The 26,115-nt window shown below is 60.7% G+C and carries 24 protein-coding genes; 4 read left to right on the top strand and 20 right to left on the bottom strand.

The annotated features are described in order from the left end of the window. Window positions 1–43 precede the first annotated feature (43 nt). Window positions 44–2,554, top strand: a complete 2,511-nt coding sequence (locus RSK20926_RS02625; RefSeq protein WP_008204205.1) for a GcvT family protein — start codon at window positions 44–46, stop codon at window positions 2,552–2,554. Window positions 2,555–2,704: 150 nt separating this feature from the next. On the opposite strand, the gene RSK20926_RS02630 is transcribed toward RSK20926_RS02625, so the two are convergent. Both RSK20926_RS02630 and RSK20926_RS02635 read right to left on the bottom strand, forming a co-directional pair. Continuing rightward, the gene (locus RSK20926_RS02630) at window positions 2,705–3,247 is read right to left on the bottom strand and encodes an AAA family ATPase (protein ID WP_008204206.1); all 543 of its coding nucleotides are present in this window, start codon (window positions 3,245–3,247) and stop codon (window positions 2,705–2,707) included. A 263-nt stretch (window positions 3,248–3,510) separates the two neighbouring features. Further along, a complete protein-coding gene (locus RSK20926_RS02635) occupies window positions 3,511–3,963 on the bottom strand; it encodes an Lrp/AsnC family transcriptional regulator (RefSeq protein ID WP_008204208.1) in 453 nt (150 codons plus the stop codon). A gap of 101 nt (window positions 3,964–4,064) precedes the next feature. Between RSK20926_RS02635 and RSK20926_RS02640 the strand changes: the two genes are divergently transcribed. Both RSK20926_RS02640 and RSK20926_RS02645 read left to right on the top strand, forming a co-directional pair. Continuing rightward, the gene (locus RSK20926_RS02640; protein WP_008204210.1) at window positions 4,065–4,757 is read left to right on the top strand and encodes an AzlC family ABC transporter permease; all 693 of its coding nucleotides are present in this window, start codon (window positions 4,065–4,067) and stop codon (window positions 4,755–4,757) included. Beyond that, entirely contained in the window at window positions 4,754–5,059 is a 306-nt protein-coding gene (locus tag RSK20926_RS02645; RefSeq protein WP_008204211.1) for an AzlD domain-containing protein, read from the top strand. Before RSK20926_RS02640 ends, RSK20926_RS02645 begins: the two co-directional genes overlap by 4 nt. A 251-nt stretch (window positions 5,060–5,310) precedes the next feature. Here RSK20926_RS02645 and RSK20926_RS02650 read toward each other — a convergent pair whose 3' ends face one another. The 13 genes from RSK20926_RS02650 to xdhA form a co-directional block, all read right to left on the bottom strand. Then, window positions 5,311–5,901 carry an HD domain-containing protein gene (locus tag RSK20926_RS02650; protein WP_008204213.1) on the bottom strand — a complete coding sequence of 197 codons (591 nt, stop codon included), beginning with the start codon at window positions 5,899–5,901 and terminating at the stop codon, window positions 5,311–5,313. A 240-nt stretch (window positions 5,902–6,141) separates the two neighbouring features. Then, window positions 6,142–6,477, bottom strand: a complete 336-nt coding sequence (locus RSK20926_RS02655) for a carboxymuconolactone decarboxylase family protein (protein WP_008204214.1) — start codon at window positions 6,475–6,477, stop codon at window positions 6,142–6,144. Between the two features lie 71 nt (window positions 6,478–6,548). After that, window positions 6,549–7,214 (bottom strand): DUF938 domain-containing protein, encoded by a 666-nt coding sequence (locus tag RSK20926_RS02660; RefSeq protein WP_008204215.1) that lies wholly within the window; start codon window positions 7,212–7,214, stop codon window positions 6,549–6,551. Next, window positions 7,214–8,287 carry an NAD(P)/FAD-dependent oxidoreductase gene (locus RSK20926_RS02665; protein WP_008204216.1) on the bottom strand — a complete coding sequence of 358 codons (1,074 nt, stop codon included), beginning with the start codon at window positions 8,285–8,287 and terminating at the stop codon, window positions 7,214–7,216. Before RSK20926_RS02665 ends, RSK20926_RS02660 begins: the two co-directional genes overlap by 1 nt. 4 nt (window positions 8,288–8,291) lie before the next feature. Further along, window positions 8,292–9,233: an aldo/keto reductase gene (locus RSK20926_RS02670; RefSeq protein WP_008204218.1), complete on the bottom strand. Its 942-nt coding sequence runs from the start codon at window positions 9,231–9,233 to the stop codon at window positions 8,292–8,294. A gap of 114 nt (window positions 9,234–9,347) precedes the next feature. Further along, window positions 9,348–10,421, bottom strand: a complete 1,074-nt coding sequence (locus RSK20926_RS02675; RefSeq protein WP_037253343.1) for a BMP family ABC transporter substrate-binding protein — start codon at window positions 10,419–10,421, stop codon at window positions 9,348–9,350. Between the two features lie 73 nt (window positions 10,422–10,494). After that, complete coding sequence (locus RSK20926_RS02680) at window positions 10,495–11,415, bottom strand: ABC transporter permease (RefSeq protein ID WP_008204220.1); 921 nt, start codon at window positions 11,413–11,415, stop codon at window positions 10,495–10,497. Window positions 11,416–11,418: 3 nt separating this feature from the next. Then, a complete protein-coding gene (locus tag RSK20926_RS02685; protein ID WP_008204221.1) occupies window positions 11,419–11,730 on the bottom strand; it encodes a hypothetical protein in 312 nt (103 codons plus the stop codon). Further along, window positions 11,730–12,809, bottom strand: coding sequence for an ABC transporter permease (locus RSK20926_RS02690; protein WP_008204222.1), 1,080 nt, complete (start codon window positions 12,807–12,809; stop codon window positions 11,730–11,732). Before RSK20926_RS02690 ends, RSK20926_RS02685 begins: the two co-directional genes overlap by 1 nt. Before the next feature lie 60 nt (window positions 12,810–12,869). Continuing rightward, on the bottom strand, window positions 12,870–14,387 hold the full coding sequence (locus RSK20926_RS02695) for an ABC transporter ATP-binding protein (protein ID WP_037253346.1): 1,518 nt from the start codon (window positions 14,385–14,387) through the stop codon (window positions 12,870–12,872). Continuing rightward, the gene (gene xdhC, locus RSK20926_RS02700) at window positions 14,384–15,328 is read right to left on the bottom strand and encodes a xanthine dehydrogenase accessory protein XdhC (RefSeq protein ID WP_008204224.1); all 945 of its coding nucleotides are present in this window, start codon (window positions 15,326–15,328) and stop codon (window positions 14,384–14,386) included. The genes RSK20926_RS02695 and xdhC overlap by 4 nt, the downstream gene beginning before the upstream one ends. Beyond that, complete coding sequence (xdhB, locus tag RSK20926_RS02705) at window positions 15,318–17,612, bottom strand: xanthine dehydrogenase molybdopterin binding subunit (RefSeq protein ID WP_008204225.1); 2,295 nt, start codon at window positions 17,610–17,612, stop codon at window positions 15,318–15,320. Before xdhB ends, xdhC begins: the two co-directional genes overlap by 11 nt. Further along, window positions 17,609–18,970: a xanthine dehydrogenase small subunit gene (gene xdhA, locus RSK20926_RS02710; protein WP_008204226.1), complete on the bottom strand. Its 1,362-nt coding sequence runs from the start codon at window positions 18,968–18,970 to the stop codon at window positions 17,609–17,611. The genes xdhB and xdhA overlap by 4 nt, the downstream gene beginning before the upstream one ends. 375 nt (window positions 18,971–19,345) lie before the next feature. On the opposite strand from xdhA, the gene dnaE reads away from it, so the two are divergent. Then, a complete protein-coding gene (gene dnaE, locus RSK20926_RS02715) occupies window positions 19,346–22,858 on the top strand; it encodes a DNA polymerase III subunit alpha (RefSeq protein WP_008204227.1) in 3,513 nt (1,170 codons plus the stop codon). 117 nt (window positions 22,859–22,975) lie between these two features. On the opposite strand, the gene RSK20926_RS02720 is transcribed toward dnaE, so the two are convergent. From RSK20926_RS02720 to queC, 5 genes are all read right to left on the bottom strand, one after another. Continuing rightward, window positions 22,976–23,608 (bottom strand): hypothetical protein, encoded by a 633-nt coding sequence (locus tag RSK20926_RS02720; RefSeq protein WP_008204228.1) that lies wholly within the window; start codon window positions 23,606–23,608, stop codon window positions 22,976–22,978. A gap of 220 nt (window positions 23,609–23,828) precedes the next feature. Next, window positions 23,829–24,293, bottom strand: a complete 465-nt coding sequence (gene queF, locus RSK20926_RS02725) for a preQ(1) synthase (protein WP_008204229.1) — start codon at window positions 24,291–24,293, stop codon at window positions 23,829–23,831. A 27-nt stretch (window positions 24,294–24,320) separates the two neighbouring features. Then, window positions 24,321–25,028, bottom strand: a complete 708-nt coding sequence (gene queE, locus RSK20926_RS02730; protein WP_008204230.1) for a 7-carboxy-7-deazaguanine synthase QueE — start codon at window positions 25,026–25,028, stop codon at window positions 24,321–24,323. After that, a complete protein-coding gene (gene queD, locus RSK20926_RS02735; protein WP_008204231.1) occupies window positions 25,025–25,390 on the bottom strand; it encodes a 6-carboxytetrahydropterin synthase QueD in 366 nt (121 codons plus the stop codon). Before queD ends, queE begins: the two co-directional genes overlap by 4 nt. After that, window positions 25,390–26,091 carry a 7-cyano-7-deazaguanine synthase QueC gene (gene queC, locus RSK20926_RS02740; protein ID WP_037253349.1) on the bottom strand — a complete coding sequence of 234 codons (702 nt, stop codon included), beginning with the start codon at window positions 26,089–26,091 and terminating at the stop codon, window positions 25,390–25,392. Before queC ends, queD begins: the two co-directional genes overlap by 1 nt. Between the last annotated feature and the right edge of the window lie 24 nt (window positions 26,092–26,115).

Here is a 26,115-nt window from a genome sequence, read left to right on the forward strand (position 1 = left end):
ATAAACAATCACCAAGAATCTCACAAATCCGGAGAGCGGGCTAATGAAAACCCAAGTCAAAGCACTTGTTGTGGGCGGCGGTGCCGTCGGCACCTCGATTGCCTATCACCTCGCCAAAGCGGGCTGGGACGACGTCATGCTGATTGAGCGTGACGAGCTGACCTCAGGCTCCACCTGGCATGCGGCTGGCCTTCTGCCGCTCTTCAACATGTCCTATGCGACAACCCATATCCACAAGTACTCGGTGGATTTCTACAAGCAGCTAGAAGAAGAGACCGGTCTGAACGCTGGTTTCGCCGTGGTCGGCAACCTGCGCATGGCGCAGACCCAGGAGCGTATGGACGAATACATGCTCTATGCTTCCACCGCAGAGACCTGCGACGTGGACTATGAGTGGCTGACCCCTGACCAGATCAAAGAGCGCTGGCCGCTGATTGAAACCGGTGATCTGAAGGGTGCGATTTACCACACTGAGGATGGCTACATTAACCCGGCAGACGTGACCCAGGCGATGGCTAAGGGCGCGCGTCAGCGCGGCGTTGAGATCCACCGCAAGATGCAGGCCGATGCCTTCCACTGGACCGGTACCCATTGGGAAGTCACCTGCACCAAGATGGTCGAAAAGGGCGGCAACCTGGTGCCTTCCGACGAGCAGGTGGTGATCACCGCTGAGCACGTCGTGACCGCTTCCGGCAACCACGCGCAGCGCACCGCCAAGATGCTGGGCATCAAGATGCCTGCGATCCCAGTCGAGCACACCTTCATCGTCATGGACAAGGACCCTGAGCTGGTCAAATGGCGTGAAGCCGGCAACCCCGAGCACCCCGTTGTGCGCGACGCCGACAACGAATCTTACGCGCGCGAAGAGCGCGGCGGCTGGATCCTGGGCATCTACGAGCGCGGCGCGCCCGCACAGTTCGAGCACGGCGTGCCGGACAGCTTCCGCGCTGACCTCTTCCCGCTGGATCTGGACCGGATTGCCGAGCAGTACATGGCGATGGCGGAGCGCGTTCCCTCCTGTGCCGAAAGCGGCCTCAAGGACGACTTCAACGGCCCGATCTGCTACACCCCCGACGGCAACCCGCTGGTTGGCCCCGCACCGGGTCTGCGCAACATGTGGCTGGCAGAGGGCTTCTCCTTCGGCATCACCGCCGCGGGCGGCACCGGCTACTACCTGGCGCAGATGATGGTCGACGGCGAAGCCGAGATCGACATGGCGAGCCTCGACCCCAAGCGCTACTCCTCCAACTGGATGACCACCGAGTTCGCGGCGCGCAAGAACGAAGAGTGCTACGAGCACGTCTACATCCTGCACCACCCGGACGAAGAGCGTTCGGCTGCCCGTCCGCTGCGCACCGCACCGGCTTATGACCGCCAGAAGGCCCGCGGCGCACAGTTCGGCTGGGTCAACGGCTGGGAACGCCCGAACTACTTCGGCCCCGTCGATGCACCGCAGAGCTATGACCACGATGGCCGTTCCTTCCGCCGCGGCGGCTGGTGGCAGCACGCGGTTGACGAAGCCAAGGCGATCCGCGAGGGCGTGGGCCTCATCGACGCAACCGCCTTCACCAAGCATGTCGTCAAGGGCCCCGGTGCCACGCAGTTCCTGGACTGGTTCACCTGCAACAAACTGCCAAAAGTTGGCCGCATCAACCTGACCTATGCGCTGACCTCCGCAGGCACCACCCGCACCGAATACACCATCGTGCGCAACGGCGAGAATAACTACTACCTGGTCTCCGCCGGTGCCTGGACCGAGTATGACGCGGACTTCCTGCGCAAGGCCGCCGAAGACAAGATGGAAGAGTTCGGCTACATCGAGATCCAGGATGTCACCACCCAGTGGGGCGTCTTTGCCATCGCCGGCCCCAAGTCGCGCGACGTGCTGAAAGAGATCATCGTCGATGCGGACAAGGAAACCGCTCTGTCCAACAAGCGTTTCCCCTGGCTGTCGGCCCGTCAGATCGAACTGGGCATGTGCCCGGTGAATGCGATCCGTGTGGCCTACACCGGTGAGCTTGGCTGGGAGCTGCATCACCCGATCGAGATGCAGAACTACCTCTTTGATCTTTTGGAAAAAGCTGGCGAGAAGCACGGTATGAAGCTCGTGGGCGCTCGCGCTCAGAACTGGCTGCGCCAGGAGAAGAGCTACCGTGCCTTCGGTACCGAGCTGGGCCGCGATGCGACACCGGCCGAGGCCGACCTGCCGCGCTTCATCGATCTGGAAAAGGACTTCCACGGCAAGGAAGCCATGGTCAAAACCGGCGTGCGCTTCAAGTGCTGCACCATTCTGATCGACGGACCTGCGGATGCAGACCCCTGGGGCCGCGAGGCGATTTACGCTGAGGATGGCATCACCCGCCTGGGCCGCCTGACCTCCGGCGGCTACTCCGTTGCCTTCGAGAAATCGATCGGCATGGGCTACCTGCCGCCGGAATTGGCGGTGGAAGGCACCAAGGTGAAGATCAAGATGCAGGACAAGCTCTGGGATGCGGTTGTCACCTGCGACAGCCCCTACGACCCCAAGAACGAGACCATCCGCGTCAACGGCTAACCGGCCGCCGACACGAAAAACAACAAAGCCCCGGTCCAATAGGCCGGGGCTTTTCTTGTGGCACTTTCAGAAACCCCTGCGCGCAGAAGCCCGTGGCGAAGCAGTTTTCGGGACAAACGGGTCTTTCGCAATTCATGGACCAACGGGTTCTCAGCCGCGAGCCAGCGCCTCTCGGATTTCTTCGGCAAGAGGGCCGATGTCAAAACCTCCTTCGGTTTCCGCCTCTACGAGAACACCAATCCCAAGTGGAAATCGGCGCATCCATGAGGCCATTTTTCGCGAAAGCAGGTCGATGTCGCATTGCCGGTCCAGGTGGCCCGGATGCCTCGATCTGGAAAGAAATCTCATTTGGGCGGTTTCCGGAGAGCACAGGCAGCAGACCTCGACGATACGGCCGTATTCTAGAGACAGCCAATCCGAGGGCGTGCCGCTCTCGTTGTTGTCACCCAAAGCACGCCAATGCGATACGAGAACAGCGGAGCCAGCTTGGAGGGCTGCTGCTTTGAAAGCATGGTCACTCTGCCGACTAAGCCGGGTTCGATCTTCCGCCGAACGGACTTCAAAGCGTTCAAACAGGCTTTCAAGGAAATCGTCCTTGTCGAGCAATTCAAAACCCAAGCGCTGTGCCAGTTCGCGGGCGATTGTTGTTTTGCCGCCGGCCGGAAGACCCGTCACAACCACTGCACACTTCATGATACGCAAAAGCCTTTCAAAACCGCGCGCTCCGGCGAGCGGGCTAGGGGCACACCTAGGGTTGAAAGGGACATAACATCCGAAGGTCCCAACCAAAAGCCAGCTTACGCGCAACGCGCAGAGCTAGGGTGTTATGCTGGAAGAAGACCAGCACATCAGCGGCCAAAGCCTTTCCACTAACGGAAAAACCCATACTCAGACACAGTAGCAATCAGCAGGGCTAGCTGCTGCGCCGCTTAGACCGCCTCTCTTGAAGCGCATAATCAAAGCGGCAGCTCCGGCGTGGCCTTTTCGGTAGCGACCACAATCGAGGTCCTGAACTTGCGGACATTCTTGTCGGCAAAGAAGAACTCATGGGTAAAAGCCTCATAGCCGGCCATGTCTTTGGCCATGACGATCATGATGAAATCCGCGTCCCCTGCGATGCAGTAGAAATGGGTGACCTGGGGGTGGTGGCGCGCCTTGCGCTTGAAGGCATCGATCTGGTCCAGCCGGTCGCGCTCCAGCTCAACCCCGACGATTGCAGTGATGCCCAGGCCCAATTTCTGTGGATCCAGGATGGCGCTTTCTCGCTGGATCACCCCGCTGTCCCGCAGTGCCCGCAACCGCCGCTGCACTGAGGCGGTGGAGGCGCCGGTCTCCTGCGCCAGCTCCTGAATCGGTGTCTTGGCATTTTTCTGCAGCCGGGCAAGAAGTTTGCGGTCAAGCGTATCCATTATTTCAAAAGTCCAATTGTTGGGAGAATATGATTTGATAGTATCGGGAAATTTGAGTTTTTGCAGTGTATATGATCATGGCCTCTGAGTAAGATTTCCTCATGAAACATGGTGCTATTGCAATTCTCCCCCTGGCCGCCGGCGCGGCGCTCTACGGTTTTGCCTTTGGACTTTTGGCGGCGCAGACTGGATTCCACTGGTGGGGGATCGGGCTGATGAGCGCCACGGTCCATGCGGGCTCTTCGCAGATCGTGGCGGTTGAGCAATTCGCCCAGGGCGGTGCCGCCGCCGGGTCGGTTCTCGGCGCGGTGCTGGCCGGGGCGGCGCTCAATCTGCGTTACATTGGCATTGCTGCTTCGCTTTCCGGGATGTTGGCGCATCTGCCGCTGGCGAAAAAATTGCTGGCGATCCATATGACCGGGGATGAGAACTGGGCCCTGACCATGGCGGAGCGGGCCAAATCCCCAAAGGTGGGCGCGGAATTTTTGCTGGGCTCAGGGCTGGTCATGGTGCTGGTTTGGAGCCTTTCCACCAGTCTGGGCGGTATTGCGGGCACGCTCCTGCCAGATCTGGATGCACTGGGGCTCGGCTTTGCCTTTACCGCCGCCTTTATCGCCATGGCCCGCAGCCTCTGGCGCGGGCGGGCAGGCGCGCTGCCCTGGTTTGCAGCCTTCGCCTGCAGCCTTGCCGCGGTGCTTCTGGGCCTGCCGCAGGCCTATGCCATTGTGGCTGGCGCAGTCACTGGCCTGGCAGCTTCCGCCCTGCTGCGCAAAGCGGGGAGGGTCCTGGCATGAGTATCGAACATTGGATCCTGATCCTCGCCCTGGCCGCAGCCGCGCTGTCGATTCGGGTGCTGGGGCTTCTGGCCGGAGACCGAATCCGCGCCTCGCGCCATGCCTGGATGCTGGAGGAGCTGCCTGGCTTGATCATCGTCAGCTTGGTGGCCTCTTCGCTGGCCGCGCAGGACTGGGCTGCATGGGGGGCTGCGGCAATAGCGCTGGCCGTGGCCTGGATCAGCAATCATGTCATCCTGACCATGTGTGCAGGCATGGCAGCTTTTGCCGCTCTGGGCTGGTTGATCGCCTTTTTCACCTAGACACAAAGGGGCCAGACCCTGTGCCGCCAAGTTTGGGGTGGGCATTCAAAGGAACTGCGAACACATTGATGAGAATGGCCTCGAAGCCACCACCGCAGAGGGAGCCCATGCAATCATCAATGCCGGAGAGTTCCATGCAGACCGCTGTGCCGGCACTAAGGTATGCACCAATATCCTGGATGCTAAGGGCGCGCGCGGCCGGGCCCTCCGGCGATGGGCATAGCCCGGCGCAATCCCTCTTTGACTTGCGGTCAGTCTTCGGCTGTTTCCGCCAATTCCATATGCCCCCAGCCGCGGGACAGGACCCGGCGTAGGATCGGTTCAAAGAACTCCAAGGGCTTTGTGGGATAATCGGGGTCAAAGGCGCATTGATCATAGGTTTCGCAGAAATACCGGCAATCCTCCCAATAGGGGCTGTCGCGGTATTTGTCGCGGGCGTTTCGGTCGCCGCCAAAGTGGTGGTTGTAGTAAAACCCCTGGAACACGCAGTGATGCTTCAGGATCCAATAGCATTTTTCGCTGACATAGGGCTTCATCATCGCCGCTGACAATTCGCCGTGGTTGTAGGGCGACAGGATATCGCCGACATCATGCACCAGGGCTGCGACCACGATCTCATCCTCCGCTCCATCCGCATGGGCGCGGGTGGCGGCCTGCAGAGAGTGCTGGTAGCGGTTCACCGGATAGGGGGTCCAATCCTCATCCAGCGAACGGATCGCATCCAGGATCCGCTCCGGTAGAGCCGCGTTATAGTCCTCTTCGTATTTCTCCACCGCAGCCCAGTCCTCGGGCGTGGCCTCGGTGAAACTGGTCCAGTTTGGCTTGTGGCTTTTGTCCAGCATGTCGCGTGTCCTCTGGTTGATCTGAAGAGAGGGTAGCGAAAGAGTGGAAAGCGGAAAAATAAATTGTTTCGCTTGAGTCGAACAAGAAAACCGCTCTCTTAGGGGGGGCTGGGCCCTCGAACTGTCCAATGTCCAGTTTCGGTTCGAAGCCACAGTCCTTCCCGACCATCCCTCCCAAAGAGAGGAATGGGGGAGTGTTTCGGTAACTCGGCTGGTTTGTAGGCTGGGGCGAAGTCCAGGTTACTGGCTCAGCTCATCAAAACAGGTCATGGCCTTGGCTGCATACATCATCGCAGGCCCACCGCCCATTTGGATCGACATCGCGAGGACATCCCCGACTTCGTCACGGCTGGCGCCCGCCCGGATCAAGGCCTCAACGTGCAGCCCGATGCAGTCCTCGCAGCGTAGGGCCACAGCGATGCCCAGAGCGACAAATTCCTTTTGCTTGAACTCCAGCACGCCGCCCTGTTTGACCGCCTTGCCCAGGCCTCCAAAGGCTTGCGCCGCCTCGGGAATCGCCTTGTTGAGATTGCGCAGCCCCTGACGGGTGGTTTCCAGTTTTTCGCTCCAGGCCATATGGGCACCTTCAATTATATTCCAATTGTCGAAGGTGTATTGTGCTGAATTGGTGCAGGCTTTGATCCAGGTCAGCTTCGCGCGCCGGGTTTGGCAAAAACCAGAGCAAGATTATTGGCGGGCATTTCCGCCACCTGCAGCGAGGTCAGCCCCTGAGCTGCTGCCCAATCAAGGATCGAGCTTGTATCTTTGTAGCCGATTTCAGGATCATGAGAGGTGAGCGAGTCGTGAAAACTCCGATCGCCGGAACTGGTCAGTTCGCCATCGCGTTTGAAAGGTCCATAGATCACGAAACATCCTCCAGGGGCTAGGGCGGCAGCGGCTTCTGCGATCAAGCAATGGGCTTCCTTTTCGCTGACAAGATGCAGGAGATTGCTCAGAAGGATCAAATCCTGCGGTGCGACGCCCTTACTCCAGCCCGGTGCCGTGGCATCCATCAACATGGCAGGGCGGATATTGGCTGTTGCACTATCCGCAACATAGGCGTCGATGCTGCGCCGCCGCCCCTCATCGACCTCGCTGGGTTGCCAGGCCAGATTTGGAAAAGCGGCGGCGAAACCAACGATGTGCTGCCCGGTGCCGCTTGCGATTTCCAGAGCCGAGCCTTCTGGCGGGGCGCAGCTTTGCAACAGGTCACAGATAGGAGCGAAGTTCCGCGCTGCCGAGGGGGCAAAGAGCTTTCCATTCTCTGCCGCTTGCGCGTTTGACGCGGTGTCAGGAACTGGGCGGACAGGCATCAGCGCAGCCTTGCTGGGGTCAAAGCTGCGACATCTGCCTGATCCAGCTCTGGGGAGCGGCCCGCGACAAGATCGGCGACCAACTGCGCTGCAGCGGGTGAGGTCTGCACGCCATAGCCTCCTTGACCAGCACTCCAGATGAATTCGGGGCAATTAGGATCCGGTCCCAGTACCAGGCAACCGTCCGGGGCAAAGCTGCGCAGACCCGCCCAGTTGCTTTCAACCCGCGTTACCGGTTCTGTCACGTTTTCCTCATAGCGAGCCAGCCCCTCGGCAAGCACCATGTCATCGGCATAGGCGTCATGGGGCTCTACGGGATCGGCCTCAGCGGGAGAGACCAAGAGCTTGCCGGCATCGGGCTTGGCGTACCAGGTTTCGCCCGCGCCCATGATCATGGGCCAGGAGGTGACATCATGGCCGCCAGGGGCGGGTAGACGCGCCATGGAGCGGCGCTTGGGCTGCAAGCCTATGGGTGCCACGCCTGCAAGGGCCGCAATCTGATCGGCCCAGGCGCCCGCGGCATTGACCAGCTGGCGGGCTTCAAAAACTTGATCTCCAACGGTGACTTCCCAGCTGGAGCCATTGCGGGAGATTGCGCTTGCTGTCTTGCGTGTGACGATTTCCGCACCGTTTGCGCGCGCCGATTTGGCAAAGCCCTGCAGCAGGAGATCTGCATCCAGATCCTGAGCCTCTTCATGCCAACCGGCCATGGTCACATGTTCCGGGTGCAAAATCGGAACTTTGGCGCGGGCTTCCTCTGCGGTGATCGGTTCGAGTGCGAGGGCCTGCATATCCTGGGCAAAGATCTCAGCATTTTGTGGCCCGCCCACCAGCATGAACCCGCGTGGAGAGAGGCAGCCGTTGCTGCGATGGTGTTCCGCGCTGGCGCGGGAGAGCGCGCAGACAGCCGCTGGGCCGTAGTTTTCTTCAAACATGGCGGCGGAGCGGCCAGAGGCGTGATAGCCAAGCGCCTCTTCCATCTCCAGAATAAGAATGCTGCCGAGGCTGGAAAGTTTGGCTGCAGCTCCGATGCCGGCAAGGCCGCCGCCAATCACCAGAAAATCATAGATCATGTGCTTATTCCTGTTCTTCCAGACGGTCGGTGGCGGGGGCCGGGCGCGGGCTGAGGCCGGAGATCTCCGCGTAGAGTTCCGCATCCATGTCAAACTCAAGGGCGGCGAGCGAGGGCGCCAACTGTTCGGCATTGCGGGCAGAGATGATTGGCATCGGGTTTGCGGGATGGGCTGCAGCCCAGGCCACGGCCAGTGTTGCGGGGTGAACCTGGTGATCCTGCGCTAGTCGGGCAAGATCTGCTGCCGCCTGCCGCATCCAATCCTGTCCATAGCGACTGTTGTAGCGTTCGTCTTCACTTAGTCGGCCCTGTCCATCACCCGCCGCATATTTTCCGGTCAAAAGCCCGCCACCAAGCGGAGAATAGGGGGCAATGGCAATGCCCTGATCGGTGCACATTGGCAGGATCTCAACCTCTGCCTGGCGCTTTACCAGGGAATACATCGGTTGCAGAATATCTGCTGTAAGGCCAAATTGCACACCGAGCATCTGGGCTTTCATCACCTGCCAGGCGGCAAAGTTTGACAGGCCCAGGTAACGGATTTCACCGGCCTCCTTGCGGGCGGCAAACCACTCCAGGATCTGTTGCAGCGGGGTCTCTGCATCAAAGCGGTGCAGATAGAGAATATCAATGCAATCCAGCTTCAGGCGCTTACGGCTGGTGTCAAATTGGGCCTGCAGATTGGCAGCGCCCGCACCCCCGCTGTAGCCGACCTTGCTGGCGATGATCAGGCGGTCCCGCTCTTCTTTGATGAGATCGCCCAGAATCTCCTCGCTTTGGCCGTCGGTATAGACCCAGGCCGTATCAAAGTGATTGAGGCCCGCCTGGCGGCAGGCATTATACATCGCGGCAGAGGCGACCTTATCAGCGCGCCCGCCGAACTGCATGGTTCCAAAGGCAAAGCGGCTGGCGGGGGTGCCGTCGGGGCTGGTCAGATGTGCTGTCATGGGCGGAGATTTGCACGCTTACCGTTCTAGCAAAAGTGCTTTTTCCCGCGTGTCGACAAAAAGCAGGAGGCCTGTGAAAACACAGGCCTCCTGTAACATGCGTTCGGGGCAGGTTTACTGCGGGATGTCGCCTTCGATGCCTTCGACATAGAAGTTCATACCCGCCAGGGTACCGTCATCTGCGGTTTCACCTTCAGCGAGCCAGGGGGTGCCGTCCTGCTTGTTCAGCGGGCCAGTGAAGGCATGGTAGACGCCATCTGCCAGCGTCGCCTTGACCGCGATTGCCGCGAGTTTTGCATCTTCCGGAACCGCATCGGAGATCTCGCCGATGCCAACCATGCCGGCACCAATGCCGTGCCAGGTGTCAGTTGTCTCCCAAGTGCCGTCCATCACCGCTTGGGTGCGGGCGATGTAGTAGTGCGACCAGTCGTCGATAATCGAGGAGACGCGCGGGAAGGGCGCATATTCGGACATATCGGAGGCCTGGCCGAAGGTGACAACATTGCCAGCGGCCTGGGCTGCCGCCTGCGGTGCGGTGGAGTCGGTGTGCTGCAGGATCACGTCGGCGCCCTGTTCGATCAGCACCTTGGCCGCATCGGCTTCTTTGGCTGGGTCAAACCAGGTGAAGGCCCAGACGATCTTGAACTGGACGTCAGGGTTCACTTTCTTGGCGTGGATATAGGCCGAGTTGATGCCGCGGATCACTTCCGGGATCGGGTAGGAGCCGATATAGCCGATGACGTTGGACTTGGTCATATGGCCAGCAATGGTGCCCTGAACCGCGCGGCCTTCGTAGAAACGGGCCGAATAGGTCGAGACGTTGTCAGAGCGCTTGTAGCCGGTGGCGTGTTCGAACTTCACGTTCGGGAATTTCTGCGCCACGTTGATGGTGGGATCCATATAGCCGAAGGAGGTGGTGAAGATCAGGTCTGCACCTTGCAGCGCCATCTGAGTGATCACGCGCTCGGCGTCGGGGCCCTCGGCCACGTTTTCCACATAGACGGTTTCGACCTTGTCGCCAAACTCTGCTTCAACCGCGAGGCGGCCCTTGTCGTGCTCGTAGGTCCAGCCGCCGTCGCCGACGGGGCCGACGTAAACAAAGCCGACCTTGGTGGGATCTTCCGCCATGGCGGCGGTTGCCAGGCCCATCGCCATGGCTGCGCTTGTCAGAAGTTTTGTCAGTTTCATCAAAGGGATCTCCCTGTTTTGGTTATTGTTGCGCCCGGTTCTCCGGGCAGGTTGTGCACTCCCCCCGCTGCGATCAGCGGGAGGCGTGGAAGTTGCGGCCGAGCGCGGCAGGCGCGCTGCTCTTGTCGGCGGAAAGAATGACCAGCACCAGGATGGTGATGAGATAGGGCGACATTGCCAGATACTCGACGGGAATGGCAACGCCTGCGGCCTGCAGATTGAGCTGCACCACGGTTACCCCGCCAAAAAGATAGGCACCTAGCAGCACGCGCCAGGGTTTCCAGCTGGCAAAGACCACCAGAGCCAGGGCAATCCAGCCGATACCGGCAGTCATGCCTTCGGTCCATTGGGGTACGCGGATGAGGCTGATATAGGCGCCGCCAAGGCCTGCGCAGGCACCGCCGAAAAGGATCGCCAGGATGCGAATCTTGATCACCTTGTAGCCCAGGGCATGGGCGGCGTCGTGGTTCTCACCCACCGCACGCAAGATCAACCCAACACGGGTGAATTTGAAAACGGCCCAGACCGCAGCGGTCAGCGCTATGCCAAAGTAAAGCATCAGGTCATGGCCAAAGAGGATCGGTCCGATCACCGGCAGGTCGCTCAGCACCGGGATATCCAGCTTGCCCATCTGCGGCGGCTTGATGCCTACATAGGACTGGCCCATCAGCGCCGAGAGGCCCAGGCCAAAGAGCGTCAGCGACAGGCCGGAGGCCACCTGGTTTGCCTGGGCAAACTGGGTGAGCAGGGCAAAGAGCACCGAGAGAGCCGCGCCAGCGATGGCGGCGGCAACAAAGCCCAGGAGCGGCGAGCCGCTCTCGACTGCGGTGGCAAAACCGGCGATGGCGCCGATGATCATCATCCCCTCGACACCGAGGTTCAGAACGCCCGCCTTTTCCACCACGGTTTCACCGATGGCCGCCAGAAGGAGCGGCGTGGCCGCCACCATGAGTGAGGCAATGAGGAGGACGGGATTGATTGCAGAAAGGTCCATGATTCACACCTCGTCAATCAGAGAAAAAAGAATGGCAGCCCCTGGAAGCAGGGTCACGAACATTGGAACAACCCTGGTCGCAAAGGAATGCTGTGTTGGGGCTGGACCGCTCAGGAGTTTTGTTGCGGCATTCATTGGATGGATTGCAATGCCAACGGCGGCGGTTGTGACGCCAGTGGCAGCCTGGACTGTGGTGGTGAAATCACGCGCTACATGAAGTGCTAGCGTGGCGAGGAGAGGGATGCTGGCGCCAAGCGCAAGGTTAGCAACAACACCTTTCCAATCCGATTTTATAGAGGCAGCAAGTGTTCCCATCACGCGGCCTCCGGTTTGCCGATTGCGATGCGGAAATTGGTCAGGAGGTCAAAGGCCAGGAGGAAGAACAGCAGCATGCCCTGGAAGACCTGGATGGCCGAGGACGGCAGCTGCAGGTTCGACTGGGCGATATCGCCGCCGATGTAAGTCAGCGCCATCAGCCCGCCTGCCAGCAGAATGCCGACCGGGTGCAGACGCCCCAGGAAGGCCACGATAATGGCGGTGAAACCATAGCCGACGTTAAAATCGATGCTGACCTGGCCGGAGGGGCCGGAGACCTCAAATAGACCTGCAAGACCTGCCAGGATACCGGAGGTGCCGAGGCAAAAGAGGATCAGCCGCGCGGGGTTCACGCCGGCGAATTTGGCGGCGCGCGGCGCCTCGCCGGTGAGGCGGATGTGATAACCGGTCATGTGCCGGTTCAGCAGAACATAGGCAAAGATCACCGCAATCATCGCTGCAACCACACCCCAGTGCATGCCGGCGTTTTCGCTGATCCAGCTGTTGGCGCTTTCATAGCTGTTGAGGTTGCGCGAGCCGGGGAAGCCGTGGCCTTCGGGGTTGCGCAGCAATCCCAGGGACATCGAGGCGAGGAACTGTTCGGCCACATAGACCAGCATCAGCGAGACCAGGATCTCATTGGTGCCGAAACGAGTCTTGAGGATGGCCGGGATCATTGCCCAGATCCAGCCGCCAAAGCCGCCTGCGATCACCATCAGCGGGAAGATATACCAGGCCTCCAGCGGGTAGAAGGCGAGGCCGACACCGGCGCCGAAGAGGGCGCCCATGATATACTGGCCCTCGGCACCGATGTTCCAGATGCCCGCCTTAAAGCCCAGCGACAGGCCGATGGCGATCAGCACCAATGGGGCGCCCTTCACCAAAAGCTGCGGGCGGTAGTAGAAGGCGAACTCGCCAAAAAGCGGCTCCCAGAAGATGGTGGCGATGGCCTCGAAAGGGTTTTTGCCAAGAAGGGCAAAGAGCAGCCCTCCGAAGAACATGGTGGCCAGAACCGCTACCAGCGGCGTGGCCATGGACCAGGCGCGCGAGGGCTGAGGCCGTTTTTCAAGCCGTATCATTTTGCGGCTCCCTGTTTAATCGTGTTTCTTTGTGGGGCGGTGGGGGCAGGGGAGTGCGCGTCAGACATGCGCCACCTCCATGCCATGGGCACCGCCCATCATCAGGCCGATTTCTTCGACGCTCAGGCCCGCTGCCGGGCGCGGCGCGCTCAGGCGGCCTTCGTTCAAGGCGGCAAAGCTGTCGGAGATCTCCATCAGCTCGTCCAGATCCTGGCTGATGCAGATGATCGCAGCACCCTTGGCCGCGAGATCCAAGAGCGACTGCCGGATCGAGGCTGCCGCCGAGGCATCCACGCCCCAGGTCGGCTGGTTCACCACCAGCACTTCCGGGTTCTGCAGCACTTCGCGGCCAATCACGAATTTCTGCAGGTTGCCGCCCGAAAGCGAACGCGCCGCGTTTTCCGGCCCAGGTGTGCGGACGTCGAAATCCTTGATGATCCGCTCGGCGAACTCCTTGGTGGCCGCCCAGTTGAGGAAGCCGTTTTTCTCCAGCTTTTCGCGCACCGATCCAGTGAGCATGGCGTTTTCCGTCAGGCTCATATCGGGCGCTGCCGCATGGCCCAGACGTTCTTCCGGTGCCGCCAGGACACCCAGTGCGCGGCGTTTGGTGGGCCCCAGCTTGCCGATCGGCTGGCCGTGCAGCTTCACCGCGTCATTTGCGGTCAGCGTCTCGCCGGACAGAACCGACAACAGCTCATCCTGGCCATTGCCGGCCACACCGCCGATGCCGAGGATCTCGCCCTTGCGCACGGTGAGGTGCACATTGCGCAGCGCGGTGCCGAAGGCGGAGGGCGAGGGCACTGAGAGGCCGGAAATATCCATCGCCATCTCGCCGAACTCGCGGCTGCCGCGCTCCGGCGGGGTGAGGGCGCTGCCGACCATCAGTTCCGCCATCTCGCTGGCCGAGGTCTCTGCCGGAACGCATTCGCCGACATTCTTGCCAAGGCGTAGAACCGTGGCATGGTCGCACAGCGTGCGGATCTCTTCCAGCTTGTGGCTGATATAGAGGATCGAAGTGCCCTCGGAGCGCAGTTTTTCTAGCGTCTGGAACAGGATGTCCACTTCCTGCGGGGTCAGAACCGAGGTCGGCTCATCCATGATCAGCAGCTTTGGATCCTGCAAAAGGCAGCGGATGATCTCGACCCGCTGACGCTCACCGGCCGAGAGATCACCGACGGTGCGGTAGGGGTCCAGCGGCAAGCCGTAGTTTTCCGAGACCTCCCGGATCCGCGAGGCAAGATCGGCCATCGGGGGCGGGTTTTCCATGCCAAGGGCGATGTTTTCGGCCACATTGAGGGCGTCAAACAGCGAAAAGTGCTGGAACACCATAGCGATGCCATCGGCCCGCGCCTGGCGCGGTTCCGCTGGTGCATAGGGCTTGCCGCGCAGGGTCATCTCGCCGGTATCCGGTTTCACCAGCCCGTAGATCATCTTCACCAGGGTGGATTTTCCGGCACCGTTTTCGCCCAGCAAGGCGTGAACCTCGCCTTCGCCGATATCAAAGGAGACGGTATCGTTCGCCACCACTCCGGGATAGGCCTTGGTCAGGCCTTTCAAGCTTAAGAGTACGTCAGTCACGCGCGCCGGTCCTCTCTTATAGTGTTGTAGTTTTCTCGCTGCAGCAGCTGGGCCGCGACGCCGACCGCAATCATTTGCGGGTGTTTTCCCAGGGCGGGGTCGCCGATGGGGCAGGTGATACGGGCAATCTCTGCCGCACTGTGGCCAAGCCCCGCCAGACGGGAGCGGAAGCGCGCCCATTTTGTGGCAGAGCCGATGAGCCCGGCAAAGGTAAAGCCGCGGCTCAAAAGCGCATGGCAGAGCGCCAGATCCAGATTATGGGAATAGGTCAGGATCAGGTGCTGGGCATCCGCTGGCGCATGGGCGGCCAGCAGGGCCGGATCCGCTGCGGGCAGCATGGTGACGCCTGCGGGGATTTCATCCGGAAAACGCTCCGGCGCGGTATCCACCCAGGTGATCGCCAGATCCGGCAGCGGCGATAGCACGTCAACCAATGCACGGCCCACATGTCCCGCGCCCCAGATCCACAGATCTGTTTGCGGCTGATGCACCGGCTCGATCAGCCAGCCGTCCACCAGCTGCGCCTCAGGGCGCTGGCCCTGATTGCGGGCCTGGGCGACAATGCGCGACACCGACAGGGGCTGCGCCTTGGCGGCAGTGCTGCCTGCGGGGCGCAGGATGATGTCCGCATCCAGCCTATTCAGATCCGCAGTGGTATAGACCTCGCTCACCAGGGTGACAGAGCCACCGCAGCACTGGCCCAGATCCGGACCCAGGGCATGGGTGCCCAGGACCGATTTCTGCTCCTGCTTGCGGGCCGCCTCTGCGGCCTCGAATTCCAGCGCGCCGCCGCCGATGGTGCCGGACTGGCCGTCCTGCCAGACCAGCATCGCAGCGCCGACCTCGCGCGGGGAAGAGCCGCGGATGGCGGCAATCACCACCCGCGTGACCCGGCCATGGGCCTTGACGGCCTGGCGCAGATCCTGCAGATCAAAGCTCATTGCGCTGCCTCCGCACCCTGCGCCAGACCTCTTCCGAGGTGGCAGGCGCATCCAGTGCCGGATAGCCAGGGCCGAATTGCGCAACAGCATCGCTCAGCGCCAGCCAGGCAGATATCCCCAGCATAAAGGGCGGCTCGCCCACGGCTTTGGAGCGGTAGATGGTATCTTCGCGGTTCTGCCCGTCATAAAGCGCCACGTTGAAGGTATCGGGGCGGTCCGAACAGGCCGGGATCTTGTAGGTCGAGGGCGCATGGGTGCGCAGCGCGCCCTTGCCGTCCCAGACCAGCTCTTCGGTGGTGAGCCAGCCGGCGCCCTGCACATAGCCGCCCTCTACCTGGCCCTTGTCCAGATCCGGGTTCAGCGAGGCGCCCGCGTCATGCAGAATGTCGGTGCGCAGAATGCGGTTCTCACCGGTGCGGCGGTCGATGGCCACCTCGGTGATGGAGGCGCCATAGGCAAAGTAGAAGAACGGACGGCCTTCGCCCTTGATCCGGTCCCATTGCAGGCTCGGGGTCTTGTAGAAGCCGGTGGCGGAAAGGCTGATACGCCCCTCGTAGCACTGTTTTGCCGCCTCATCGAAGCTGATCTCATCCGCGCCGATACGCACCCGGTTGCCCTCGAATGCAACCGCATCGGCGGTGGTCTGGTGACGCTCCGCCAGGAATGTGGCCATACGGTCCCGGATGGTGTCGCAGGCGGCCTTTACGGCCATGCCATTGAGGTCGGACCCGGAGGAGGCCGCAGTCGCCGAGGTGTTCGGCACCTTGGCGGTGTCGGTGGCGGTGATCTTCACCTTCTCCATGGCGATGCCAAAGCGGCTGGCTGCCACCTGCGCCACCTTCTGGAACAACCCCTGGCCCATTTCGGTGCCGCCGTGGTTCAGATGCACCGAACCGTCCTGATAGACATGCACCAGAGCGCCGGCCTGATTGAGGTGGGTCAGGGTGAAGGAGATGCCGAATTTCACCGGAGAGAAGGCGATGCCGCGCTTCAGATCGCTGCTGGTCTTGTTCCACTCGGCGATTTCCGCCTTGCGGGCGGCATAGTCCGAGCTTTCCAGCAATTGATCGGTCAGCTCATGCAGTTCAAAGTCGCTGACTTCCATACCATAGGGCGTGGTATTGTCGCCAGTCACATTGCCGGGGGCCGCATAGTAGTTGCGGCGGCGCAGCTCAACCGGGTCGATCCCGCGCTCAAAGGCAATGTGATCCATTACCCGTTCGATGCCGACCATACCCTGTGGCCCGCCAAAGCCGCGGTAAGCGGTGGCGCTTTGCAGGTTGGTCTTGAGCCGGTGGCTCTCGATGCGGATTGCCGGGATCGCATAGGCGTTGTCGCTGTGCAGCATGGCGCGGTCAGCCACCGGCAGTGACAGATCCTGAGCCCAGCCGCAGTTGACCAGATGCAGGAATTCCACCCCGGCCAGGCGGCCTTCGGCGTCATAGCCCGCGCGGTAGGAGATGCGGAAAGCGTGGCGCTTGCCTGTGATGACCATGTCGTCATCGCGGTCATAGCGCATCTTGCAGGTCTTGCCGGTGAGGCGTGCCGCAACGGCGCAGGACACGGCCAATGCGTTGCCCTGGCTTTCCTTGCCGCCAAAACCGCCGCCCATGCGCCGGGTCTCAACCCGCACCGCATGCATCGGCAGACCGATGGCATCAGCGACCTTGTGCTGGATCTCGGTCGGGTGCTGGGTCGAAGAGTTGACCAGCATGGCGCCGTCATCCTGAGGCTGGGCCATTGCAGCCTGGCCTTCCAGGTAGAAATGCTCCTGGCCGCCAAGCTCAAAAGTGCCTTCGATCTGATGCGGCGCGGCGGTGATGGCGGTAGCGGCGTCGCCCTTTTGATAGATGCGCGGGCCGTCCTCAAAGCGGCTGTCGGCCGCCAGAGCCTGATCCAGGGTCAGCAGTGCCTCTTCCTCGGCATAGTCGATTTTGCCTTTGCGGGCAGCAACGCGCGCGGCGCGGTGGCTTTGGGCCACCACCAGAAAGATGGGCTGGCCCAAGTGGTTGACGGTGCCGTCGGACAAGAGCGGCTCGTCATAGATCGAGGGCGAGACGTCATTTTCAAACGGCAGGTCCTCAGCGGTCAGAACCGCAACCACGCCTTCGCTGGAATTCACCTCAGAGAGGTCCATCGCGGTGATGCGGCCCTTGGCGATGGCGGAAAGGCCAAAGGCCAGATGCAGGGTGCCGCGCGGGCTGGGGATGTCATCCACATAGCGCGCTTGGCCGGTCACATGCAGTTTGGCGGCGTCATGGGGCAGGGGTTTTGCTACGCTCATGCGCTCACCTCCAATACGGAATGGGTGCCGCCGGCAAGATCGGCAAAGTAGCGGTCCAGCATATTGCGGGCAGAGCCCAGCCGGTATTCGGCAGAGGCGCGCATGTCATCCATCGGGGTGAAATCCTTGCCCATCTCCGCAGCGGCTGCAGTGACTGTCTCTTGGGTCCAGGGCTGGCCCAGCAGAGCGGCCTCCACATGGGCGGCGCGCATCGGCGTGCCGGCCATGCCGCCAAAGGCAATGCGGGCGGTGGTGACCTTGCCATCGGCCACGGTCACATTGAAAGCGCCAAGCACCGCAGAGATATCCTGGTCAAAGCGCTTGGAGAGCTTGTAGACCCGCAGGCTGTCCTCCTGGCGTGGAATGCTCACCGCTTCGACAAATTCACCCGGCGCGCGGTCCTGCTTGCCGTATTCGATGAAGAAGTCCTCGATGGCGATCGCGCGGCGGGCATCGCCCTTGCGCAGATGCAGTGTGGCGCCCAATGCGATGAGAGCTGGCGGGTTGTCCCCGATGGGGGAGCCATTGGCGATATTGCCGCCCACGGTCGCAGCGGCGCGCACCTGCTGGCTGGCAAAACGGCGGATCATCTCACCATAGGAGGGATGCAGCGGCGCAATCACCTCACGCATGCGGTTCATGTCTACCATGGCACCCAAACGGACTTCGCTGTCGCTGACAGAGATCTCTTTCAGATCCGCGCAGCCATCCAGGAAGATCATCTCGCCCAGGTCACGCAGACCTTTGGTGACCCAGAGGCCCAGATCGGTGGCGCCGGCCACCAGGCGGGCATCGGGCTTGGCGGCATAAAGCGCCGCCAACTCATCAGAGCTGGTCGGCATATTGGGCGCATCGCCCGCCGCGGGCAGCTCTTCCTTGGCGATCCACTGCGGCACCGGCATCTCCTCGACCGCCTCGGCGGCGCGGATGATCGGCGCATAGCCGGTGCAGCGGCACAGATTGCCTGCCAGCTGGTTGTCGTGATCCGTGTCGCCGTTCTTGTGAGCGGTGACCATCGACATCACAAAGCCGGGGGTGCAAAAGCCGCACTGGCTGCCGTGATGGGTGATCATCGCTTCTTGGACGGGGTGCAGCGTGCCATCGGCATCAGCGGCGCCCTCGACGGTGCGGATGGATTTGCCATTGAGCTGCGGCAGGAACAGGATGCAGGCGTTCAGAGGCTTTGACCCCTGGCCATCCGTCACCATGACGGTGCAGGCGCCGCAGTCCCCCTCATTGCAGCCTTCCTTGGTGCCGGTCAGCCCCTGCTCTTCGCGCAGAAAATCAAGCAGAGTCGCCGAAGGATCCCCGTCCTTCAGCGAAACCTCTTCACCATTCAGATGAAAGGTGATTGTCATCGTGTGAAACCCGTCGCCTTACCTAGTCCGCCCGTTATGCCAGTCCTTCGATGCGACGTAGAAGAGATGGCGGGCCTTGCATATGCTTGCTGCAAACAGCCTAGAAAGGCGGTGCTTGCTCTGGCAAGAAAAAGCGACTCTGCCATGCAGAATTTCTGCAGCGCAACATTTTCTCCGTAGGAACTGGTATTTCGTTATTTTTAAAGTGTTTTCCCTGCCGAATCCAGATGAAAACACCTCCACTGAGAAAGCACTTTCAAAACCGGTTTGATAATCCAGCACTTTGATTTGATGTTTTTGTGAGGCGGATTTTGCTGTCGGAGTGCCGCAGTTCCGCTCTTATCCTGGGCGCGGGGATCAGATAGCTTGGCTCTCATGACCAACACACCCCGATTCATTCACCTGCGCACCCATACGGAATATTCCCTGCTTGAGGGCGCTTTGCGCCTGAAAAAGCTGCCGGATCTGTGCAAGAAACACGAGATGCCCGCGATTGCGGTCACCGACAGCAACAACCTGTTTTCCGCATTGGAGTTTTCGGTCTCTGCCAGCGGTGCCGGGGTGCAGCCGATCATCGGCTGCCAAGTGGATCTGCGCTACTTTGAACCTGCGCCGGGCGAGCGGCCGAAACCGCCGGCCCCTCTGGTGCTGCTGGCCCAGAATGAGGCGGGCTATGAGCATCTGATGAAGCTCAACTCCTGCCTTTACCTGCGCCAGGGCGGTGAGCTGCCGCATGTGACCCTGGAGGAACTGGCGGAACTGGCTGGCGATGTGATCTGCCTCAGCGGCGGGCCGGATGGGCCGGTGGGTCGGCTGCTGCAGCAGGGGCAGCGCCCGGCTGCCGAAGAGCTGATGCAGCGGCTGAAGGCGATCTTCCCGGACCGGCTCTATGTGGAGCTGCAGCGCCATCCGGGCGAGCAAGGCCAGCCAGAGGCCGAAAAGCTGAGCGAGCGCGGCCATGTGGAAATGGCCTATGCCATGGACCTGCCGCTGGTCGCCACCAATGATGTCTACTTTCCAAATACGGAAATGTACGAGGCCCATGACGCGATGATCTGCATCGCTGAGGGCGCCTATGTGGACCAGGCAGAGCCGCGCCGCCGCCTGACCGCGCAGCATTACTTCAAAAGCCAGGAAGAGATGGTCGCGCTGTTCGCGGATCTTCCGGAGGCGATTGAAAACACCGTCGAGATTGCCAAGCGCTGCGCCTTCATGGCCTACCGCCGCGACCCGATCCTGCCCAAGTTTGCCGATGATGAGGTGGCTGAGCTGCGCCGCATTGCCAACGAAGGCCTGCAGCAGCGTTTGGCGGTGATCCCCCATGCGGTCAGCGTCGAGGAATACCAGGAACGGCTGGATTTCGAACTCGGCATCATTGAGGGCATGGGTTTCCCCGGTTACTTCCTGATCGTTGCCGACTTTATTCAATGGGCCAAGGATCACGATATTCCGGTGGGGCCGGGGCGGGGCTCGGGTGCGGGCTCTCTGGTGGCCTATGCGCTGACCATCACCGACCTTGATCCGCTGCGCTACTCATTGCTGTTCGAACGCTTCCTCAATCCGGAACGGGTCTCGATGCCCGACTTCGACATCGACTTCTGCATGGACCGCCGCGAGGAGGTGATCAAATACGTGCAGGAGAAGTATGGCCGCGACAAGGTCGGTCAGATCATCACCTTCGGTGCGCTCTTGTCCAAGGCGGCGGTGCGCGACATGGGCCGGGTTCTGCAGATGCCCTACGGCCAGGTTGATAGGCTGTCGAAACTGATCCCGGTCGAGGGCGTCAAGCCGATGTCCATCGTGGACAGCCTGAAGGAAGAGCCGCGCCTGCGCGAAGAGGCCGAAAACGAAGAGGTTGTCGACCGCCTCTTGAAATACGGCATGCAGGTGGAGGGGCTCTTGCGCTCTGCCGGTACCCACGCTGCGGGTGTGGTGATTGGTGACAGGCCCTTGGACGCGCTAGTGCCGCTCTACCGTGATCCGCGCTCTGACATGCCCGCGACCCAGTTCAACATGAAATGGGTGGAGCAGGCGGGGCTGGTGAAGTTCGACTTCCTGGGCCTCAAGACCCTTACCGTCATTCAGAACGCCATGGATCTGATCTTCCAGTCGGGCCGCGATCTGCATGTGGCCGAGGATGGCAGCCAGCTTTATGAGCCGCCCGAGGGGGCGGCAAATCAGATCAACGCCATCCCGCTGGATGACGCTGTGACCTACAAGCTCTACTCTGCGGCCAAGACGGTTGCGGTGTTCCAGGTGGAATCCACCGGCATGATGGATGCGCTGAAGCGCATGAAACCCAACTGCATCGAGGACATCGTGGCCCTGGTGGCGCTCTACCGGCCCGGTCCGATGGAGAATATTCCCACCTATTGCGAGGTGAAGAATGGTCTCAAACAGATCACTTCGGTGCACCCGCTGATCGACCATATCCTGGAAGAGACCCAGGGCATCATCGTCTACCAGGAACAGGTGATGCAGATTGCCCAGGTGATGGCGAATTACACGCTCGGTGGCGCCGACCTGCTGCGCCGCGCCATGGGTAAGAAGATCAAAGAGGCGATGGACGCCGAGCGCCCGAAGTTCGAGAAGGGTGCCGCAGAAAACGGCGTCGACAAGAAAAAAGCCTCGGAGGTTTTCGACCTCCTGGAGAAATTCGCCAACTACGGCTTTAACAAATCCCACGCCGCCGCCTATGCGGTGGTCAGCTACCAGACCGGCTGGCTCAAGGCGAACCACCCGGTGGAGTTCATGGCGGGCGTCATGAACTGCGATATCCATCTGACCGAGAAGCTGGCGATCTATTTCGAAGAGGTCAAAAAAGGCCTCGGCCTGCCTTATGTGCCGCCTTGCGTGAACCGCTCTGAAGCCACATTTAACGTGGTCAACGGTGAGCTGGTCTATGCGCTGGGCGCGCTGAAAAACGTTGGCGTTGATGTGATGCGGCTGGTGGCCGAAGCCCGGCGCGAAGACGGGCAAGAACGCCCCTTTGTCAGCATTTTCGACTTTGCCCGCCGGGTGAATCTGAAGAAGGTCGGCAAGCGCCCGCTGGAGATGATGACCCGTGCTGGTGCCTTTGATCAGCTGGACCGCAACCGCCGCCGGGTTTTTGAAAGCCTGGAGGCCTTGGTCAATTACTCTGCCGCCGTGCATGACCAGAAAAACTCCAATCAGGTCTCGCTGTTCGGCGAAGCCGGCGACGATCTGCCGGAGCCGCGCCTGGCGGGTACACCGGACTGGCTGCCGGCCGAGCGGCTCTCCGAAGAATTCAAGGCGATTGGCTTCTACCTCTCCGGTCACCCGCTGGACGACTATATGCCCGCCCTGAAACGCAAGGATGTGATGACGCTGGATGAGGTCATGGCCAAGGCCGAGCGCGGACCCTTCATGGCTAAGATGGCAGGGGTTGTGGCCGGGCGACAGGAGCGCAAGTCGCAGCGCGGCAACCGCTTTGCCTTTGCGCAGCTTTCGGACACCACCGGCGCCTATGAGGTGACGATCTTCTCTGATGTTTTGGAAAAGGCACGGGAGTATCTGGAAACCGGAAGTAAGGTGGTGATCACCGCTGAGGCCACCATGGAGAGCGATCAGCTGAAGCTTTTGATGCGCTCTGCCGGTCCGGTGGATGCGGCCATCGCCGATGCCGGTCGTTCTTCGCTGCGGGTGTATCTGGAAGATGCCACGGCAGTATCCACTGTGGCGCGGGTGCTGGGGGATGCGAAATCCGCCGCCAAAAGCGCCAGCCCAGGTGCTATTTACCTCTATCTGCAGGATCCGGGCCTGCCGGGGGATGTGGAAATGGATCTGGGCCAGATGTTCCCGATCAATCCCCAAATCAAAGGTGCTCTGAAATCACTGGAAGGGGTGATGGAGGTGGAGGAGATTTGACGCCGAAGGAGGCGTTGGCAGGTGTCAGCCCGGGCGGGAGCGGAACGCGCCCGCCGTGGGGCGGGCAGGCGCGTGACAATTGCTTGCGCAATTGCCGTGGAAACTCTGCTATTGGAATTACCCCGGCTTTGGTACCGGCATTTTGGCGACCTCTTTGCCCAATTTGATCGCATCCTTGATTTCCTTCTTCAGCGCTTTCCATACGCTTTTCAGGAGTTGTTTTGCCCGCTTGAGAGTGTTCAACACCACTGCAACCTCAGCAATCCAGCGAAAGATGATTTGCAGGACCCCCCGGAAGGTGTCGAGGATCATCAGGGCGCGGTTCAGTATATCCAGTTCACGCCAGATCTCATTCACCCAGCCAAAGACCTTACGCATGGCCTGAACATATTTGCGAATGACGGTTTTGAGGGTTCGCACCAGTTTGGTCTTGTCCGCCTCTTTCTTGATCGTGTTCAGGATGCGTTTGCCCAAGAGAAACATGGTTTTCAGCAATGCCTCTACCCGATCAAACAGATCCAAGAGTTTGGTCGCAGCTTTGACCAGCGTATCCACCGCCTTCTTGCCAACCGTGGCGACGATTTTCTTCACGACCTTGAGGATCTTTTTCAAGAAGTTGCGCAGCGGTGCCAGCAACCCGCGCACCCGTTTCCAGACGGTTTTCAGATAGTAAGTGATCCGCTTGTGCAGAGTTTCAACGTCTTTTGCGACCCGTTTGACGGGATCGTTTTTATCACCGGAGGGGGCCATTGGGGCTGCTCCTTTTCTGGTTCAAATCAATGAAATTGCCCCTGTGGTTAGGGCGAAAAAACTATCCAAGCAGTCTGGGGCAAGGGGTGCAAGCCGATCAAGGGGAAAAAATTCCTGCCTGTAGGTCCCTCGTTGGTACTCTGTAAGCCACCCGCTACCTCATGAAAAAGCCCCGCTCAAAGAGCAGGGCTTTGCAGAGTTTTGGCAGTAGAGAAGGGGCTCAGCCGCGTCCACGATAGGGCGGGACGCCCTGATCCGGGATCCAGACCCCTGCGGGCATCTCGCCGGTTTGCCAGAAGACATCGATCGGGATGCCGCCGCGCGGATACCAGTAACCGCCAATGCGCAGCCACTTGGGCTCCAGGAACTCAGCCAGACGGCGGGCGATGGAGATGGTGCAATCCTCATGGAAGGCGCCGTGATTGCGGAATGAGGTCAGGAAGAGCTTCAGCGATTTGCTTTCCACCAGCCAGTCACCCGGTACATAGTCGATAACCAGATGGGCAAAATCCGGCTGGCCGGTCATCGGGCAGAGCGAGGTGAACTCAGGCGCGGTGAAGCGCACATTATATAGCACATCGCTTTGCGGGTTCTCTACCCGCTCCAGCTCGGCTTCTTCGGGGTTTTGGGGAACGATGGTATCGCCGCCCAACTGTTTCAGATTGCTGTAGATACTGTCGGACATGACGGATCTCCTGTTGAATGCGGGGCGTCAGACGCCGCGTTTGTTGCCCCAGACCAGCACATGCAGCTGCGGCAAGACGCGTGGGGTATACCATTGATCAGCGGTCACTTTTTCGATCAGCCACAACAGGCGATCAGTAGCCTGATTGAGGTCAACCGGCAGCTCCGGGTCCACCTCCGGGTTGCCAGGCTGCAGGTAAAGAGGCAGATCGGGATAGCGCGCCGAAGCCTCCTTGGCCCAGGCATAGTCGGCATCATCAAAAATGACGATCTTCATCACAACCTGTTCACAGGCCTCGGCTGCCTTGAGGCAGGCGTCAAAGGAGGACCAGTCTGTGTCCTCTCCTGACGAGGGCGGTTTCGGGCTGAGTACCAGGGTATCGAGATCTCCAAACCAGGGTTTGGCAATAGATCCTTGGGTTTCGCAGGCAAAACCATAGCCCGCCGCATGACCCAGGCGGATCAACGGGGCGAAATCCTGGATGGCCGGATTGCCGCCCGAGATCGAGACGGTCAGCGGCTTGCCGCCCGAGAGGCGGCAGACCTCGTCAAAGACTTCATCCGCGCTCATCTTGGCCCAGTCATGGCGGTTTTCACTGTCAACCGCATGCAGGCTGTCGCACCAGGAACAGCGGTAGTCGCAGCCACCGGCGCGGACAAAGACCGTAGGCTCTCCGATCAAGGCGCCTTCGCCCTGGATGGTGGGCCCGAAGATTTCAGCGATGCGCAGGGTCATGGGCGGACCTCCGGGCGGTATTCGGCCCAGGTCTTGGGGGTCTCAGAGACCTTGACCGCTGTGACTTCGGGCCAGCGGGCATGGCTCCAGTCATAAAAATGCTTTGCCATGTTTTCCGCCGTCGAAGGCCCCTCAAGCACATCGTTCAGATGCCGGTGGTCGAAGGTGCCGTCGATATAGTCCTTCAGCGGCTTCAGCTCATGATAGTCGCGCACAAAGCCATCCGTGTTCAGCTCTCTGGCGGCGAGTTCGATCATCACGATGTAGTTGTGCCCATGCATCCGCGCGCATTGGTGATCTGCGGGCAGATGGGTCAGCTGATGCGAGGCGGAGAAATGAAACTCCTTGGTAATCCGGAACATCAGGCGCCATCCTTGCCGGCCACGGCGGCTTTCCAGAAATCTGGGTCCTCATAGGTGGTCGGGTCTTCGACGCCCGCCAGATGGAAGGCCTCGCGCCGCTCGACGCAGGTGCCGCAACGGCCGCATTGATGCTCGCCGCCTTTGTAGCAGGACCAGGTCTCGGCAAAGGGGGTGTTGTGCTTGGCGCCCGCCGTCACGATGTCCGCCTTGGAGCGATGCACGAAGGGCGTATAGAGCTGCACATCGGCATAGCCATCCAGGGCTGCGCGCTGCATGGCATCAAAGGCCTCGGTGAACTCCGGCCGGCAATCGGGGTAGATAAAGTGATCACCGCCATGCACGGCGGTGGCTACGGCCTCATCCCCATTGGCGGCTGCAATGCCGTAGGCAATAGTCAGCATGATGGCATTGCGGTTCGGGACCACGGTGACCTTCATGCTTTCTTCTTCGTAGTGCCCGTCCGGCACATCGATATCATCAGTGAGGGCTGAACCCGTCAGCGAAGCCCCGATGGAGCGCATATCGATGATGTCATGGGGCACGCCCAGCCGTTCAGCGGCGGCGGCGGCATAGTCGAGCTCTTTGCGATGCCGCTGGCCATAGTCGAAAGAGACAAGACGGGTCAGCTGATGTTCTTCAGCGACCATATGGGCAAGCGAAACAGAATCCAGCCCGCCTGAGCAGATAACGATAGTCTTCATGGTATAACCCTTGTTTTGATGACC

Source organism: Roseobacter sp. SK209-2-6, from assembly GCF_000169455.1.
Taxonomy (GTDB): Bacteria; Pseudomonadota; Alphaproteobacteria; order Rhodobacterales; family Rhodobacteraceae; genus Pseudophaeobacter.